The organism is Stenotrophomonas sp. YJH_SMC_48-3 (assembly GCF_059369375.1).
In genome coordinates this window covers 1-16,901 of record NZ_JCAFSQ010000021.1, presented here as the reverse complement: position 1 = coordinate 16,901, position 16,901 = coordinate 1, and the positions used below count along the sequence as shown (strand labels likewise).

13 protein-coding genes and 1 tRNA gene are annotated in these 16,901 nt (G+C 63.3%); all 14 read left to right on the top strand.

Annotation, left to right across the window (positions count from 1 at the left end):
* Positions 1-141 (top strand): EF-Tu C-terminal domain-related protein (locus AC5P65_RS20385; RefSeq protein WP_487247787.1); only part of this gene is annotated, 141 nt, incomplete at its 5' end.
* Between the two features lie 103 nt (positions 142-244).
* Positions 245-320: transfer RNA gene (locus AC5P65_RS20380), tRNA-Trp, on the top strand.
* 49 nt (positions 321-369) lie between these two features.
* On the top strand, positions 370-783 hold the full coding sequence (gene secE, locus AC5P65_RS20375) for a preprotein translocase subunit SecE (protein WP_005408202.1): 414 nt from the start codon (positions 370-372) through the stop codon (positions 781-783).
* Positions 784-793: 10 nt separating this feature from the next.
* Positions 794-1,354, top strand: coding sequence for a transcription termination/antitermination protein NusG (nusG, locus tag AC5P65_RS20370; protein ID WP_004154362.1), 561 nt, complete (start codon positions 794-796; stop codon positions 1,352-1,354).
* Between the two features lie 257 nt (positions 1,355-1,611).
* Positions 1,612-2,040 carry a 50S ribosomal protein L11 gene (gene rplK / locus AC5P65_RS20365; RefSeq protein WP_004145248.1) on the top strand — a complete coding sequence of 143 codons (429 nt, stop codon included), beginning with the start codon at positions 1,612-1,614 and terminating at the stop codon, positions 2,038-2,040.
* 4 nt (positions 2,041-2,044) lie between these two features.
* The gene (gene rplA, locus AC5P65_RS20360) at positions 2,045-2,743 is read left to right on the top strand and encodes a 50S ribosomal protein L1 (protein WP_014646045.1); all 699 of its coding nucleotides are present in this window, start codon (positions 2,045-2,047) and stop codon (positions 2,741-2,743) included.
* 387 nt (positions 2,744-3,130) lie between these two features.
* The gene (rplJ, locus tag AC5P65_RS20355; RefSeq protein ID WP_010480377.1) at positions 3,131-3,667 is read left to right on the top strand and encodes a 50S ribosomal protein L10; all 537 of its coding nucleotides are present in this window, start codon (positions 3,131-3,133) and stop codon (positions 3,665-3,667) included.
* 63 nt (positions 3,668-3,730) lie between these two features.
* Positions 3,731-4,099 carry a 50S ribosomal protein L7/L12 gene (gene rplL / locus AC5P65_RS20350; protein WP_005408204.1) on the top strand — a complete coding sequence of 123 codons (369 nt, stop codon included), beginning with the start codon at positions 3,731-3,733 and terminating at the stop codon, positions 4,097-4,099.
* A 365-nt stretch (positions 4,100-4,464) separates the two neighbouring features.
* Positions 4,465-8,619 (top strand): DNA-directed RNA polymerase subunit beta, encoded by a 4,155-nt coding sequence (rpoB, locus tag AC5P65_RS20345; RefSeq protein WP_019662235.1) that lies wholly within the window; start codon positions 4,465-4,467, stop codon positions 8,617-8,619.
* 89 nt (positions 8,620-8,708) lie between these two features.
* Positions 8,709-12,932, top strand: coding sequence for a DNA-directed RNA polymerase subunit beta' (gene rpoC, locus AC5P65_RS20340; protein ID WP_019662236.1), 4,224 nt, complete (start codon positions 8,709-8,711; stop codon positions 12,930-12,932).
* A 322-nt stretch (positions 12,933-13,254) separates the two neighbouring features.
* Positions 13,255-13,629 (top strand): 30S ribosomal protein S12, encoded by a 375-nt coding sequence (gene rpsL, locus AC5P65_RS20335; protein ID WP_004145320.1) that lies wholly within the window; start codon positions 13,255-13,257, stop codon positions 13,627-13,629.
* A 12-nt stretch (positions 13,630-13,641) separates the two neighbouring features.
* A complete protein-coding gene (gene rpsG, locus AC5P65_RS20330) occupies positions 13,642-14,115 on the top strand; it encodes a 30S ribosomal protein S7 (RefSeq protein WP_004145321.1) in 474 nt (157 codons plus the stop codon).
* A gap of 141 nt (positions 14,116-14,256) precedes the next feature.
* A complete protein-coding gene (gene fusA / locus AC5P65_RS20325; RefSeq protein ID WP_019662237.1) occupies positions 14,257-16,398 on the top strand; it encodes an elongation factor G in 2,142 nt (713 codons plus the stop codon).
* Positions 16,399-16,450: 52 nt separating this feature from the next.
* Positions 16,451-16,901 (top strand): GTP-binding protein (locus tag AC5P65_RS20320; RefSeq protein ID WP_495215461.1); only part of this gene is annotated, 451 nt, incomplete at its 3' end.

Here is a 16,901-nt window from a genome sequence, read left to right as displayed (position 1 = left end):
GAAATGGTGATGCCGGGTGACAACGTCAAGATGGTCGTCACCCTGATCAACCCGGTGGCGATGGACGAAGGCCTGCGCTTCGCCATCCGCGAAGGCGGCCGCACCGTCGGCGCCGGCGTGGTCTCGAAGATCATCGAGTAAGCCTGCAGTACCGGTGGTTGCATAGCGCCGCCGGTTACGCGAATGGCGGGCCGGGAACCTCGGTCCGCCTTCGCCGTCTAAGGGAAGGCAAGTTTCAACACGTACGCCAGTAGCTCAATTGGCAGAGCAGCGGTCTCCAAAACCGCAGGTTGGGGGTTCGAGTCCCTCCTGGCGTGCCACCTGCCCACCTTATCCAGCGGCCTGGGCCGCTAAAGCAGACACAGCCGGATGAATAGCAAGATCGAACACTCCAAGGACAACTCCGCCAATGGCGGGGATATCGTCAAGTACGTCGCCGCATCGCTGCTGGTGCTGGCCGGTCTGTTCGTCTGGTTCTGGTTCTCCGCCGATTCCGGTCGCGCCACCCAGCTGGGTGCGTGGGCGGGTCAGCTGCGTGCGTTGGCGGTTGTGGTCGGTCTGGTTGGCGGTATCGGCGTGTTCATGCTGACCGGCAAGGGGCGCGACACCCGCGAATTCCTCTCCGAGTCGCGCTTCGAACTGCGCAAGGTGGTCTGGCCGACGCGCCAGGAAGCCATCCGCATGACCTGGGTCGTGATGGTGGTGGTGACCATTCTCAGTCTGTTGCTGGGTGGGTTCGATTACGTCATTCAGTGGCTGGTTCAGTTGTTCCTGAGCCGCTAAGGAGAATTGCATGAAGCGTTGGTACGTCGTTCACGCCTATTCGGGCTTCGAGAAGTCGGTGGCGCAGGCCCTGCGCGATCGCATCGTCCGTGACGGCATGGAAGAGCGCTTCGGCGATGTCCTGGTCCCGACCGAAGAAGTGGTCGAGATGCGCGCTGGCCAGAAGCGCCGCTCCGAGCGCAAGTTCTTCCCGGGTTATGTGCTGGTCCAGATCGAGACCCACGAAGAAGCCGGTATTCCGCGCATCGACAACGAAAGCTGGCATCTGGTCAAGGAAACCCCGCGCGTCATGGGCTTCATCGGCGGCACCGCCGACCGTCCGCTGCCGATCGCCGATTCCGAGGCCGAGGCCATCCTGAACCGCGTTCAGGAAGGTGTCGAGAAGCCGCGTCCGAAGGTGCTGTTCGAGCCGGGCCAGATGGTCCGCGTCACCGATGGCCCGTTCAACGATTTCAATGGCGTCGTCGAAGAAGTCAACTACGAGAAGAGCCGTCTGCGCGTTTCCGTGCTGATCTTCGGTCGCGCTACTCCGGTCGAACTCGAGTTCGGCCAGGTCGAAAAAGCCGTCTGATCCAGCTGCAGAGTCGAGCCATGCTCGCCTCCTGAACAGAAACCGGGCTTGGCCCGGTTTCTCTCGTTTATGTGCCACTTCAGGCATGTGAAGAAAAAACCTGATATAGTGCGCGGCTCCCCGCTGGGAAGCCAGCAGGATGAGGCCGCCGCAAGGCGGCCTTCAGCATGATTTCAAAACGCGATGCCGGGACGCGTGATTCCCGGTCCGATGGGGAGCCTGTTGTCGAAAGGCGCTAGCACCCGGAGAGTACTCACATGGCAAAGAAAGTTGTCGGTTACATCAAGCTGCAGGTGAAGGCCGGTCAGGCCAACCCCTCGCCGCCGGTCGGCCCTGCGCTGGGTCAGCGCGGTCTGAACATCATGGAATTCTGCAAGGCGTTCAACGCTGCCACGCAGAAGCTCGAGCCGGGCCTGCCGGTTCCGGTGATCATCACGGCCTACTCGGACCGTACGTTCACCTTCATCACCAAGAGCACCCCGGCCACCACCCTGCTGAAGAAGGCTGCTGGCATCTCGTCGGGCTCCAAGCGCCCGAACACCGAGAAGGTCGGCAAGGTCACCCGTAAGCAGCTGGAAGAGATCGCCAAGGCGAAGGAACCGGATCTGACTGCCGCCGATCTGGACGCCGCCGTGCGTACCATCGCTGGCTCTGCCCGTTCCATGGGCCTCGTGGTGGAGGGTTAATAAGATGGCACAGACCAAGCGTGAGAAGGCCATCAAGGCCGCCGTCGTCCCGGGCAAGGCATACGCCTTCGAGGACGCGATCAACATCCTGAAGACCGCCACCAAGGCCAAGTTCGTCGAGTCGATCGACGTCGCTGTGCGCCTGGGCGTCGATGCGAAGAAGTCCGACCAGCAGGTCCGTGGCTCCACCGTGCTGCCGGCCGGTACCGGCAAGTCGGTCCGCGTCGCCGTGTTCGCTCCGGCCGGTGCCAAGGCTGACGAAGCCCTGGCCGCTGGCGCCGAAGCCGTCGGCATGGATGATCTGGCCGAGAAGATGCAGGCCGGCGATCTGAACTACGACGTCGTCATCGCGACCCCGGACGCCATGCGCGTCGTCGGCAAGCTGGGCACCGTGCTGGGCCCGCGTGGCCTGATGCCGAACCCGAAGGTCGGCACCGTTTCCCCGAACCCGGGTGAAGCCGTGAAGAACGCCAAGTCGGGCCAGGTCCGTTACCGTACCGACAAGGCCGGCATCATCCACTGCACCATCGGCAAGGCCGACTTCGCCGAAGACGCGCTGAAGTCGAACCTGACCGCGCTGCTGCTGGACCTGATCAAGGCCAAGCCGGCCACCTCCAAGGGCACCTACCTGCAGAAGGTTTCGGTCAGCTCGACGATGGGCCCGGGCGTCACCGTCGACCAGTCGTCGCTGACCCTGAAGTAATTGTTTCAAGCGGTCACGGTACCTTCGGTGCCGTGACCGTGACATTTGAAGGCATCGCTGGCAGTGCATCGCCCGCGGTAGCCGTCAAAGACCGCAGGCGCGGTCGTGGCAATACCGGCGACGGGCAGGGAAGCTCGACCTGGCAAGGAGTCGCCGCCGGAGCAGTCATGAACGCTTAATCGATTCCCCGGAATCACCCTGCGTAGATGGTGCCCTTCTGGAGTTTTTCTGGTTCACGCACGTCTGGGTTTCCCCAGGTTGGCCCACTCCAGGTCTAGAACGGCCCACCCCCGGAACATCATCCCGATGTTCCCGGCGTCCAGGACGGATGCCGCACAGGACCGCACACGGCAGGAGCCGTAAGCGGAGTTCAATAGGAGGAGTGCAATGGCTCTCAATCTGTCCCAGAAGCAAGAAGTAGTCGCCGAGCTGGCAGACGTCGCCGCCAAGGCCCACTCCTTGATCGCAGCCGAATACGCTGGCACCACGGTCGCCCAGATGACCGCGATGCGCAAGCAGGCTCGTGAAACCGGTGTTTTCTTGAAGGTTGTCAAGAACACCCTGGCTTCGCGCGCCGTTGAAGGCACCGAGTTCGCAGTCGCCCAGGACCAGATGGTTGGTCCGCTGCTGTACGCGTTCTCGCTCGAGGAGCCCGGCGCTGCCGGTCGCCTGATCAAGGAAGCCGCCAAGGGCAACGACAAGCTGAAGGCTAAGGTCGTCGCCATCGGTGGCGAAGTGTTCCCGGCAAGCCACGTCGAAGTGCTGGCCTCGCTGCCGACCCGCGACCAGGCCCTGGCCATGCTGGCCCGCGTCCTGACCGAGCCGGTCACGATGTTTGCCCGCGCCATCAAGGCCGTTGGCGAGAAGCAGGGTGGTGGCGACGTCGCTGCCGACGCTGCCGAGCCGGCCGCCGAGACCGCCTGAGTTTCGACTTATCGTGGTTCCTGACGGAACCTCAACCCAGAAAATCATCCAAAGGTATTAATCATGTCCCTTACCAACGAACAGATCGTCGACGCCATCGCCGAGAAGTCCCTGATGGAAGTGATGGAGCTGGTCAAGGCCATCGAAGAGAAGTTCGGCGTCTCCGCCGCTGCTCCGGTTGCCGTGGCTGCCGCCGCTGGCCCGGCCGCTGCTGTTGAAGAGCAGACCGAGTTCACCGTCACCCTGAAGTCGGCCGGCGACAAGAAGGTCGAAGTCATCAAGGCCGTCCGCGCCATCACCGGCCTGGGCCTGAAGGAAGCGAAGGACCTGGCCGAAGCCGGTGGCGTCCTGAAGGAAGGCGCTTCGAAGGAAGACGCCGAGAAGATGAAGAAGGACCTGGAAGCTGCTGGCGCGACTGTCGAAGTCAAGTAAGCAGTTACCTTGCATCGTCATCGATTCGCGGCGATGCAGCCAAGGCTGGGGGCGTAAGCCCCCGGCCTTTGGTCGTTGTTGCGGTGGTGTAGAGTCGACTGTTGGTCGACTGCTGTGAAGGAAGTCGACCAACAGTCGACTCTACCGTTTCAAAAGCAGGAAAAAGCCCAACACGGGCTGCAGTCAAACCCCGGCAGGCCAGCGCACGGCGCGGCAGCGGGGGGGGTGGTAGCAGACGAGTTGGCAGTTGGAAGTAGCGGGAGAAGGCGTGCTGGTGCCGGCAATACCAGCGACTTCCAACTGACAATTTCAAGTTCCCTTCAGGGTCGTGGACGCACGGCCCGCACAACAAGGTGGAAGACCTCATGACGTCCTATTCGTTCACCGAAAAAAAGCGTATCCGCAAGGATTTCGGCAAGCAGCGCTCGATTCTCGAAGTGCCGTTCCTGCTCGCCATCCAGGTGGATTCCTATCGTGAATTCCTGCAGGAAAACGTCGATCCGGCCAAGCGCACGGACCACGGCCTGCATGCTGCGCTGAAGTCGGTCTTCCCGATCGCCAGCTACAGCGGCAATGCTGCCCTGGAATACGTCGGCTACAAGCTGGGCGAACCGGTCTTCGACGAGCGTGAGTGCCGCCAGCGCGGCATGAGCTACGGCGCCCCGCTGCGCGTCACCGTGCGCCTGGTGATCTACGACCGTGAGTCGTCGACCAAGGCCATCAAGTACGTGAAGGAGCAGGAGGTCTATCTGGGCGAAATCCCGCTGATGACCGAGAACGGCACCTTCATCGTCAACGGTACCGAGCGCGTCATCGTCTCGCAGCTGCACCGCTCGCCGGGCGTGTTCTTCGACCACGACCGCGGCAAGACCCACAGCTCGGGCAAGCTGCTGTACAGCGCCCGCATCATTCCTTACCGCGGTTCCTGGCTGGACTTCGAGTTCGACCCGAAGGATGCGCTGTTCACCCGTATCGACCGCCGCCGCAAGCTGCCGGTGTCGATCCTGCTGCGCGCGCTTGGTTACAGCAACGAAGAGATGCTGGCCGAGTTCTTCGAGATCAACACCTTCCACATCAACCCGGATGAAGGCGTCCAGCTGGAGCTGGTGCCCGAGCGCCTGCGTGGCGAAACCCTGGGCTTCGACCTCGCCGACGGCGACAAGGTCATCGTGGAAGCCGGCAAGCGCATCACCGCGCGCCACATCAAGCAGCTGGAAGCCTCGGGCATCGCCGCCCTGGCCGTGCCGGACGACTACATCGTCGGCCGCATCCTGTCGCACGACGTGGTCGATGCCTCGACCGGCGAACTGCTGGCCCAGGCCAACGACGAGATCACCGACGAACAGCTGCAGGCCTTCCGCAAGGCCGGCGTGGACGCGGTCGGCACCCTGTGGGTGAACGACCTGGATCGTGGTCCGTACCTGTCCAACACCCTGCGCATCGACCCGACCAAGACCCAGCTGGAAGCGCTGGTCGAGATCTACCGCATGATGCGTCCGGGCGAGCCGCCGACCAAGGATGCCGCGCAGAACCTGTTCCACAACCTGTTCTTCACCTTCGAGCGCTACGACCTGTCCGCGGTCGGCCGCATGAAGTTCAACCGTCGCGTGGGCCGCAAGGAAACCACCGGCGAAGCCGTGCTGTACGACAGCAAGTACTTCGGTGAGCGCAACGACGAAGAGTCCAAGCGCCTGGTCGCCGCCCACGGCGACAGCTCCGACATCCTCGACGTGATCAAGGTCCTGACCGAGATCCGCAACGGTCGCGGCGTGGTCGACGACATCGATCACCTGGGCAACCGTCGCGTGCGCTCGGTCGGTGAAATGGCCGAGAACGTGTTCCGCGTGGGCCTGGTCCGCGTCGAGCGCGCGGTCAAGGAGCGCCTGTCGATGGCCGAGTCGGAAGGCCTGACCCCTCAGGAGCTGATCAACGCCAAGCCGGTCGCCGCTGCCATCAAGGAGTTCTTCGGTTCCTCGCAGCTGTCGCAGTTCATGGATCAGAACAACCCGCTGTCGGAAGTGACGCACAAGCGTCGCGTCTCGGCCCTGGGCCCGGGCGGCCTGACCCGCGAGCGCGCCGGCTTCGAAGTGCGCGACGTGCACCCGACCCATTACGGCCGCGTCTGCACCATCGAAACCCCGGAAGGCCCGAACATCGGCCTGATCAACTCGCTGGCCGTGTACGCCCGCACCAACCAGTACGGTTTCCTCGAGACCCCGTACCGAAAGGTCGTGGACGGCAAGGTCTATGACGAAGTCGAGTTCCTGTCGGCGATCGAAGAAAACGAGTACGTCATTGCGCAGGCCAACGCGCTGACCGACGCCAAGGGCACCCTGACCGAGCAGTTCGTGCCGTGCCGCTTCCAGGGCGAATCGCTGCTGAAGCCGCCGGCGGAAGTGCACTTCATGGACGTCTCGCCGATGCAGACCGTGTCGATCGCGGCCGCGCTGGTTCCGTTCCTGGAGCACGATGACGCCAACCGCGCACTGATGGGCGCCAACATGCAGCGTCAGGCCGTGCCGACCCTGCGTGCGCAGAAGCCGCTGGTGGGTACCGGCATCGAGCGCGCCGTGGCGCGGGACTCCGGCGTGACCGTGAACGCCCGCCGTGGTGGCGAGATCGTGCAGATCGACGCAGCCCGCATCGTGGTCAAGGTCAACGAGGAAGAGATCGTTGGCGCCACCGACGCGGGCGTGGACATCTACAACCTGGTCAAGTACACCCGTTCGAACCAGAACACCTGCATCAACCAGCGTCCGCTGGTCCAGGTGGGTGACGTCATCGCCCGCGGTGACGTGCTGGCCGACGGTCCGTCCACCGACATCGGCGAACTGGCCCTGGGCCAGAACATGCTGATCGCGTTCATGCCGTGGAACGGCTACAACTTCGAAGACTCCATCCTGCTGTCCGAGCGCGTGGTGGAAGAAGATCGTTACACCACGATCCACATCGAAGAGCTGACCTGCGTCGCGCGTGACACCAAGCTGGGGCCGGAGGAAATCTCCGCCGACATCCCGAACGTCTCCGAGCAGGCGCTGAACCGCCTGGACGAGAGCGGCGTGGTGTACATCGGTGCGGAAGTCCGTGCCGGCGACATCCTGGTCGGCAAGGTCACCCCGAAGGGCGAAAGCCAGCTGACTCCGGAAGAGAAGCTGCTGCGCGCGATCTTCGGCGAGAAGGCTTCGGACGTGAAGGACAGCTCGCTGCGCGTTCCGCCGGGCATGGACGGCACCGTCATCGACGTGCAGGTCTTCACCCGCGACGGCATCGAGAAGGACAAGCGCGCCCGCCAGATCGAAGAGTCTGAAATCAAGCGCGTCAAGAAGGACTTCGACGACCAGTTCCGCATCCTGGAGGCCGCCATCTACATGCGTCTGCGTTCGCAGATCGTGGGCAAGGTGGTCAACGGTGGCGCTGGCCTGAAGAAGGGTGACGTGATCACCGACGCCTTCCTGGACGGCCTGAAGAAGGCTGACTGGTTCGCCCTGCGCATGAAGGACGAAGACGCTTCGGAAGCCATCGAGCGCGCACAGAAGCAGATCCAGGCGCACGAGAAGGAATTCGAGCGTCGCTTCGCCGACAAGCGCGGCAAGATCACCGCCGGTGACGACCTCGCCCCGGGCGTGCTGAAGATGGTCAAGGTGTTCCTGGCCGTGAAGCGCCGCATCCAGCCGGGCGACAAGATGGCCGGCCGCCACGGCAACAAGGGTGTGGTCTCCAACGTGGTGCCGGTCGAGGACATGCCGTACATGGCCTCGGGCGAAACCGTGGATATCGTGCTGAACCCGCTGGGCGTGCCGTCGCGCATGAACATCGGCCAGATCCTGGAAGTGCACCTGGGCTGGGCCGCCAAGGGCCTGGGTCGCAAGATCCAGGCGATGCTGGAAGCCCAGGCGGCGGTGGCCGACCTGCGCAAGTTCCTGGACGACATCTACAACCACGACGATACCAACGTGGCCAACCGTGTCGACCTGTCGCAGTTCAGCGACGAGGAACTGCTGCGCCTGGCCCGCAACCTGACCGACGGCGTGCCGATGGCCACCCCGGTGTTCGACGGCGCCACCGAAGCGGAAATCAAGCGCATGCTGGAACTGGCCGACCTGCCGAGCAGTGGCCAGACCCAGCTGTACGACGGCCGCACCGGTGAAGCATTCGATCGCCACACCACGGTTGGCTACATGCACTACCTGAAGCTGAACCACCTGGTCGACGACAAGATGCACGCCCGTTCGACCGGCCCGTACTCGCTCGTCACCCAGCAGCCGCTGGGCGGCAAGGCGCAGTTCGGCGGCCAGCGCTTCGGTGAAATGGAAGTCTGGGCGCTGGAAGCCTACGGCGCGGCCTACACCCTGCAGGAAATGCTGACGGTGAAGTCCGACGACGTGCAGGGCCGCAACCAGATGTACAAGAACATCGTCGACGGTGAGCACGAGATGGTCGCGGGCATGCCGGAATCCTTCAACGTGCTCGTGAAGGAAATCCGCTCGCTGGCCATCAACATGGAACTGGAAGACAACTGATCCATGCCGGCGCGGCGGCCTCCACCGCCGCGCCGCTGGCAGTGAACTGAAAGCCCATCGACACAGCATTCCTCCTTCTGGAGAACACCATGAAAGACCTGCTCAACCTCTTCAACCAGCAGCGCCAGACGCTGGACTTCGACGCGATCAAGATCGCGCTGGCCTCGCCGGACCTGATCCGTTCGTGGTCCTTCGGCGAAGTGAAGAAGCCGGAAACCATCAACTACCGCACCTTCAAGCCGGAACGCGACGGCCTGTTCTGCGCCGCCATCTTCGGACCGGTGAAGGACTACGAGTGCCTGTGCGGCAAGTACAAGCGCATGAAGCACCGCGGCGTGGTCTGCGAAAAGTGCGGCACCGAAGTGACCCTGGCCAAGGTGCGCCGCGAGCGCATGGGCCACATCGACCTGGCCTCGCCGGTCGCCCACATCTGGTTCCTGAAGTCGCTGCCGTCGCGCATCGGCCTGATGCTGGACATGACCCTGCGCGACATCGAGCGCGTGCTGTATTTCGAAGCCTACGTGGTGACCGAGCCGGGCCTGACCGCCCTGGAACGCCGCCAGCTGCTGACCGAGGAACAGTACCTGCAGGCCCGCCAGGAGCACGGTGACGACTTCGACGCCGCGATGGGCGCCGAGGCCGTGTACGAACTGCTGCGCACGATCGACCTGCAGTCGGAAATGACCCGCCTGCGCGAGGAAATCGCCGCTACCGGTTCGGAAACCAAGCTCAAGCGCCTCACCAAGCGCATCAAGCTGATCGAAGCCTTCCTGGAATCGGGCAACCGTCCGGAATGGATGGTCATGACCGTGCTGCCGGTGCTGCCGCCGGACCTGCGTCCGCTGGTCCCGCTGGATGGCGGCCGCTTCGCGACCTCCGACCTGAACGACCTGTACCGCCGCGTCATCAACCGCAACAACCGCCTGCGCCGCCTGCTCGAACTGAGCGCGCCGGACATCATCGTGCGCAATGAAAAGCGCATGCTGCAGGAGTCGGTCGATGCGCTGCTGGACAACGGCCGTCGTGGCCGTGCCATCACCGGCACCAACAAGCGCCCGCTGAAGTCGCTGGCCGACATGATCAAGGGCAAGCAGGGTCGCTTCCGCCAGAACCTGCTCGGCAAGCGCGTCGACTACTCGGGCCGTTCGGTCATCGTGGTCGGCCCGTACCTGCGCCTGCACCAGTGCGGCCTGCCGAAGAAGATGGCGCTCGAGCTGTTCAAGCCGTTCGTCTTCGCCAAGCTGCAGCGTCGTGGCCTGGCCACCACCATCAAGGCCGCCAAGAAGCTGGTCGAGCGCGAAGAAGCCGAAGTCTGGGACATCCTGGAAGAGGTCATCCGCGAGCATCCGGTGATGCTGAACCGTGCGCCGACCCTGCACCGTCTGGGTATCCAGGCGTTCGAGCCGGTGCTGATCGAAGGCAAGGCCATCCAGCTGCACCCGCTGGTCTGCACCGCGTTCAACGCCGACTTCGACGGTGACCAGATGGCCGTCCACGTGCCGCTCTCGCTGGAAGCCCAGCTGGAAGCGCGTGCGCTGATGATGTCGACCAACAACATCCTGTCGCCGGCCAACGGCGAGCCGATCATCGTACCGTCGCAGGACGTCGTGCTGGGTCTGTACTACATGACCCGCTCGCTGGAGAACAAGAAGGGCGAGGGCATGGCCTTCGCCAACATCGCCGAAGTCAAGCGCGCCTACGACAACCGCGTGGTGGAACTGCACGCCAAGGTCAAGGTCCGCATCACCGAGGTGGTGACCGACGAAGATGGCAACAAGCAGAACAAGACCTCGATCGTGGACACCACGATCGGTCGCGCCCTGCTGGCTGAAATCCTGCCGGAAGGCCTGCCGTTCGCACTGGCCAATGTCGAACTGACCAAGAAGAACATCAGCCGCCTGATCAACTCCAGCTACCGCCAGCTGGGCCTGAAGGACACGGTCGTGTTCGCTGACAAGCTGATGTACACCGGCTTCGCCTACGCGACCCGTGCCGGCGTCTCGATCGGCATCGACGACATGCTGATCCCGGACGAGAAGAAGGGCATCCTCACCGAGGCCGAAGCCGAAGTGCTGGAAATCCAGGAGCAGTACCAGTCGGGCCTGGTCACCGCCGGCGAGCGCTACAACAAGGTGGTCGACATCTGGTCGCGCACCAACGAGCGCATCGCCAAGGCGATGATGGACACCATCGGTACCGAGAAGGTGGTCAATGCCAAGGGTGAGACCATCGACCAGAAGTCGATGAACTCGCTGTACATCATGGCCGACTCCGGTGCGCGTGGTTCGCAGGCGCAGATCCGTCAGCTGGCCGGCATGCGCGGCCTGATGGCCCGCCCGGACGGCTCGATCATCGAGACGCCCATCAAGGCGAACTTCCGCGAAGGCCTGAACGTGCAGGAGTACTTCAACTCCACCCACGGTGCCCGTAAGGGTCTGGCCGATACCGCGCTGAAGACCGCGAACTCGGGTTACCTGACCCGTCGTCTGGTCGACGTCGCGCAGGACGTGGTGATCACCGAGGTGGATTGCGGTACCACCGAAGGCCTGATCATGACCCCGATCGTGGAAGGCGGCGACGTGGTCGAGCCGCTGAAGGACCGCGTGCTGGGTCGCGTGGTGGCCGAGGACGTGTTCCTGCCGGGCAACGATGAAGATCCGATCGTCACCCGCAACACCCTGCTGGACGAAGCCTGGGTGGCCAAGCTGGAAGATGCCGGCGTGCAGACCATCAAGGTTCGCTCGACCATCTCCTGCGAATCGGCCTTCGGTGTCTGCTCGCGCTGCTACGGCCGCGATCTGGCCCGCGGCCACCTGGTCAACATCGGTGAAGCGGTCGGCGTCATCGCCGCCCAGTCCATCGGTGAGCCGGGTACCCAGCTGACCATGCGTACGTTCCACATCGGTGGTGCGGCGTCGCGAGCTGCTGCGGTCGACAACATCACCGTCAAGACCACCGGCTCGGTCAAGTTCAGCAACCTCAAGTCGGTCGAGCATGCCAACGGCTCGCTGGTGGCAGTGTCGCGCTCGGGCGAAATCTCGGTGCTCGATGCCCACGGCCGTGAGCGTGAGCGTTACAAGTTGCCGTACGGTGCGACCATCACGTCCAAGGACGGTGATGCGATCAAGGCGGGCCAGACCGTGGCCAACTGGGATCCGCATAACCACCCGATCGTGTCGGAAGTGGCCGGCTTCATCCGCTTCATCGACTTCGTCGACGGCATCACCGTCATCGAGAAGACCGACGAGCTGACCGGCCTTGCTTCGCGCGAAATCACCGATCCGAAGCGTCGTGGTACCCAGGCCAAGGATCTGCGCCCGATCGTGCGCATCGTCGACGCCAAGGGCAACGACCTGTCGATTCCGGGCACCGACCTGCCGGCGCAGTACCTGCTGCCGCCGCGCTCGATCGTCAACCTGCAGGACGGCGCTGCCGTCGGCGTGGGTGACGTGGTCGCCAAGATTCCGCAGGAAGCGTCGAAGACCCGCGACATCACCGGTGGTCTGCCGCGCGTGGCCGATCTGTTCGAAGCGCGCAAGCCGAAGGATCCGGCGGTGCTGGCCGAGCGTTCGGGCATCATCAGCTTCGGCAAGGACACCAAGGGCAAGCAGCGCCTGATCATCAAGGACACCGATGGTTCGGAGCACGAAGAGCTGATCCCGAAGTACCGCCAGGTCATCGTGTTCGAAGGCGAGCATGTCACCAAGGGTGAAACCATCGTGGACGGCGAGCCGAGCCCGCAGGACATCCTGCGCCTGCTGGGTGTCGAACCGCTGGCTGCCTACCTGGTGAAGGAAATCCAGGACGTGTATCGCCTGCAGGGCGTGAAGATCAACGACAAGCACATCGAGGTGATCACCCGCCAGATGCTGCGCAAGGTCGAGATCACCGACCAGGGCAGCAGCAAGTTCCTGAACGGCGAACAGGTGGAGCGCCAGCGCGTTATCGAGGAGAATGCGCGCCTCGCGGCCCGCAACGAGCTGCCGGCTCGTTTCGATCCGGTGCTGCTGGGTATCACCAAGGCCTCGCTGGCGACTGAATCGTTCATCTCGGCCGCGTCGTTCCAGGAAACCACCCGTGTGTTGACCGAAGCGGCCGTCCGCGGCACCTCGGACAACCTGCGCGGCCTGAAGGAAAACGTCATCGTGGGTCGCCTGATTCCGGCCGGTACCGGCCTGGCGTACCACAGCAACCGCCGCCGCGGCGCCTCCGGCCTTACCGAGTCGGAAATGCAGACCCTGGCCGGCACTCCGGCTGCGGTCGAGGCAGCGGTGGTTGAAGCCGAAGCTGAACAGGCCTCGGGCGAAGAATGATGCATCCGGTCCGGCCGCAAAGCCGGACCACCCGGGCGGTAGAGTCGACTGTTGGTCGACTGCCATCGAGAGTCGGCTAACAGTCGACTCTACCGGCGCAGGGCAGGGTGGACCTCGTGGTTCACCCCGCCAACCTGAACGGGGTACATGGAGGCCCCCCAGTAACGTTCCGGGATCAGGAGCGGGCTTGACAGGAGGCGTTTGACTGCTTTCCTGGCAGGTTGCTACAATCGTCTGTCTCAGCAGGCCAGAATTTTGGCCTGCTTTAACATTTCCGCATCTCTGGCCGGATTTTCCGGCCACCAATCAGAAGAACCTACTGATGGCGACGATCAACCAGCTGGTCCGCAAGCCGCGGCAAGCGACCACCTACAAGAGTGCCTCGCCGGCGCTCGACAAGTGCCCGCAGCGCCGTGGCGTCTGCACCCGTGTCTACACCACCACTCCGAAGAAGCCGAACTCGGCTCTGCGCAAGGTTGCCAAGGTCCGCCTGACCAACCAGGAAGAAGTGATTTCCTACATCGGTGGTGAAGGCCACAACCTGCAGGAGCACTCCGTGGTCCTGATCCGCGGCGGTCGCGTCAAGGACCTGCCGGGTGTGCGTTACCACACCGTTCGTGGCTCGCTCGACGCCGCCGGCGTTGCCAAGCGTCGCCAGGCCCGTTCCAAGTACGGCGCCAAGCGTCCGAAGGCATAAGGAGAGAGCACAATGTCGCGTAAGGGTAATACTCCGCAGCGTTCCGTCCTGCCCGATCCGAAGCACGGAAGCGAAACCATCGCCCGTTTCATCAACATGGTCATGCAGAGCGGCAAGAAGTCCGTCGCCGAGAAGATCGTGTACGGCGCCATGGACGTGATCACCGAGAAGAACAGCAGCGCCAACGCCATTGAACTGGTGCAGAAGGCTCTGGACAACGTCGCTCCGGCGGTCGAAGTCAAGTCGCGCCGCGTCGGTGGTGCCACCTACCAGGTGCCGGTCGAAGTGCGTTCGTCGCGCAAGATGGCCCTGGCCATGCGCTGGCTGATCGACTCCGCGCGCAAGCGCGGCGAGAACACCATGCCGAAGAAGCTGGCTGCTGAACTGATCGACGCCTCGGAAAACCGTGGCGGCGCCATCAAGAAGCGCGAAGAAACCCACCGCATGGCCGAAGCCAACAAGGCATTCGCCCACTACCGCTGGTGAGTTTGACGGCCTTGTAAAACAGGCAGGGCAGCACCACTTCGGTGCGTGCTGCCTCGCGGTCCCAGAAAGACTGCGCCAATCCGAAGGCCGCCGAAAGGCGGCGTTCGGCCATCCGAAATCCAAGAAATCTGAGAGGCTCCCGTGGCCCGTTCCACTCCCATCGAGCGTTACCGTAACTTCGGCATCATGGCTCACATCGATGCCGGCAAGACCACCACGTCCGAGCGCATCCTGTTCTACACCGGCAAGAGCCACAAGATCGGTGAAGTGCACGACGGCGCCGCCACCATGGACTGGATGGAGCAGGAGCAGGAGCGTGGCATCACGATCCAGTCCGCTGCCACCACCGCGTTCTGGAAGGGCATGGACAAGTCCCTGCCGGAGCACCGCTTCAACATCATCGACACCCCGGGGCACGTCGACTTCACCATCGAAGTTGAGCGCTCGCTGCGCGTGCTCGACGGTGCCGTCTTCGTCCTGTGCGCCGTCGGTGGCGTGCAGCCGCAGTCGGAAACCGTGTGGCGCCAGGCCAACAAGTACCACGTGCCGCGCATCGCGTTCGTCAACAAGATGGACCGCACCGGTGCCAACTTCCAGAAGGTCGTCGGCCAGCTGAAGGCCAAGCTGGGCGCGGTTGCCGTGCCGATGCAGCTGCCGATCGGCGCTGAAGACAACTTCAAGGGCGTTGTCGACCTGCTGAAGATGAAGGCCATCCACTGGGATGAAGCCTCGCAGGGCATGAAGTTCGAGTACAGCGACATCCCGGCCGATCTGCAGGCGGCTGCGGAAGAAGCTCGCCAGTTCATGGTCGAGACCGCTGCTGAAGCCAGCGAAGAGCTGATGGAAAAGTACCTGGGCGGCGAAGAGCTGGCCGAGGCCGAAATCATCAACGCGCTGCGTACCCGTACCCTGGCCACCGAGATCGTGCCGATGTACTGCGGCTCGGCCTTCAAGAACAAGGGCGTGCAGGCCATGCTGGACGGCGTGATCCAGCTGCTGCCGTCGCCGGTCGACGTGCCGGACGTGAAGGGCGTGGACGTTGACGACGACACCGTCGAAATGACCCGCAAGTCGGACGACAAGGCGCCGTTCTCGTCGCTGGCCTTCAAGATCATCACCGACCCGTTCGTCGGCGCGCTGACCTTCTTCCGTGTCTACTCGGGCACCCTGAACGGTGGCGACACCGTGCTGAACTCGGTGAAGGGCAAGAAGGAGCGCATCGGCCGCATCCTGCAGATGCACTCGAACAACCGCGAGGAAATCAAGGAAGTTCTGGCTGGTGACATCGCTGCTGCCGTGGGCCTGAAGGACACCACCACCGGTGACACCCTGTGCGCCGTGGATGCCCCGATCATCCTGGAGCGCATGACGTTCCCGGAGCCGGTGATCTCCATGGCCGTCGAGCCGAAGACCAAGTCGGACCAGGAAAAGATGGGTCTGGCGCTGGGTCGCCTGGCGCAGGAAGATCCGTCGTTCCGCGTCAAGACCGACGAAGAATCCGGCCAGACCATCATCTCGGGCATGGGCGAGCTGCACCTGGACATCATCGTCGACCGCCTGAAGCGCGAGTTCAACGTTGAAGCCAACGTCGGCGCGCCGCAGGTGGCCTACCGCGAAACCATCACCCTGGCTGACGTCAAGTCGGACTACAAGCACGCCAAGCAGTCCGGTGGTAAGGGTCAGTACGGTCACGTCGTGATCGAGCTGTCGCCGATCACCGCTGAAGATCGTGCCGATCCGAAGATCGCTCCGATGATCAAGGACGATTTCCTGTTCATCAACGACATCACCGGCGGCGTGATCCCGAAGGAATTCATTCCGTCGGTTGAAAAGGGCCTGCGCGAAACCATCACCAGCGGCCCGCTGGCTGGCTTCCCGGTCGTGGACGTCAAGGTGAAGCTGGTGTTCGGTTCGTACCACGACGTCGACTCCTCGGAAATGGCGTTCAAGCTGGCTTCGTCGATGGCCTTCAAGCAGGGCTTCGCCAAGGCCAAGCCGGTGCTGCTGGAGCCGATCATGAAGGTCGAGATCGTGACCCCGGAGGATTACCAGGGTGACGTGATGGGCGACGTCAGCCGTCGTCGCGGCGTGCTGCAGGGTTCCGACACCACCGGTGACGGTTCGGCCAGCATCATCAACGCGATGATCCCGCTGGGTGAAATGTTCGGCTACGCCACTGCGCTGCGTTCGCAGACCCAGGGCCGCGCCACCTTCACCATGGAATTCGATCACTACGAGCCGGCTCCGACCAACATCGCCGAAGCCGTCATGAAGAAGGGCTGAGCCTCGCTCAGCCTCTCTTGAAACCATTTACGAACAATCAAGGTATAGAACAATGGCAAAGGGTAAGTTCGAGCGCACCAAGCCGCACGTCAACGTCGGCACCATCGGTCACGTCGACCACGGCAAGACCACGCTGACCGCTGCACTGACCAAGATCGGTGCCGAGCGCTTCGGTGGCGAGTTCAAGGATTACTCCTCGATCGACGCTGCTCCGGAAGAAAAGGCACGTGGTATCACGATCTCGACCGCGCACGTCGAATACGAATCCCCGATCCGTCACTACGCCCACGTTGACTGCCCGGGCCACGCTGACTACGTCAAGAACATGATCACCGGTGCCGCCCAGATGGACGGCGCGATCCTGGTGTGCTCGGCCGCTGACGGCCCGATGCCGCAGACCCGCGAGCACATCCTGCTGTCGCGTCAGGTCGGCGTGCCGTACATCGTCGTGTTCCTGAACAAGGCCGACATGGTTGACGACGCCGAGCTGCTCGAGCTGGTCG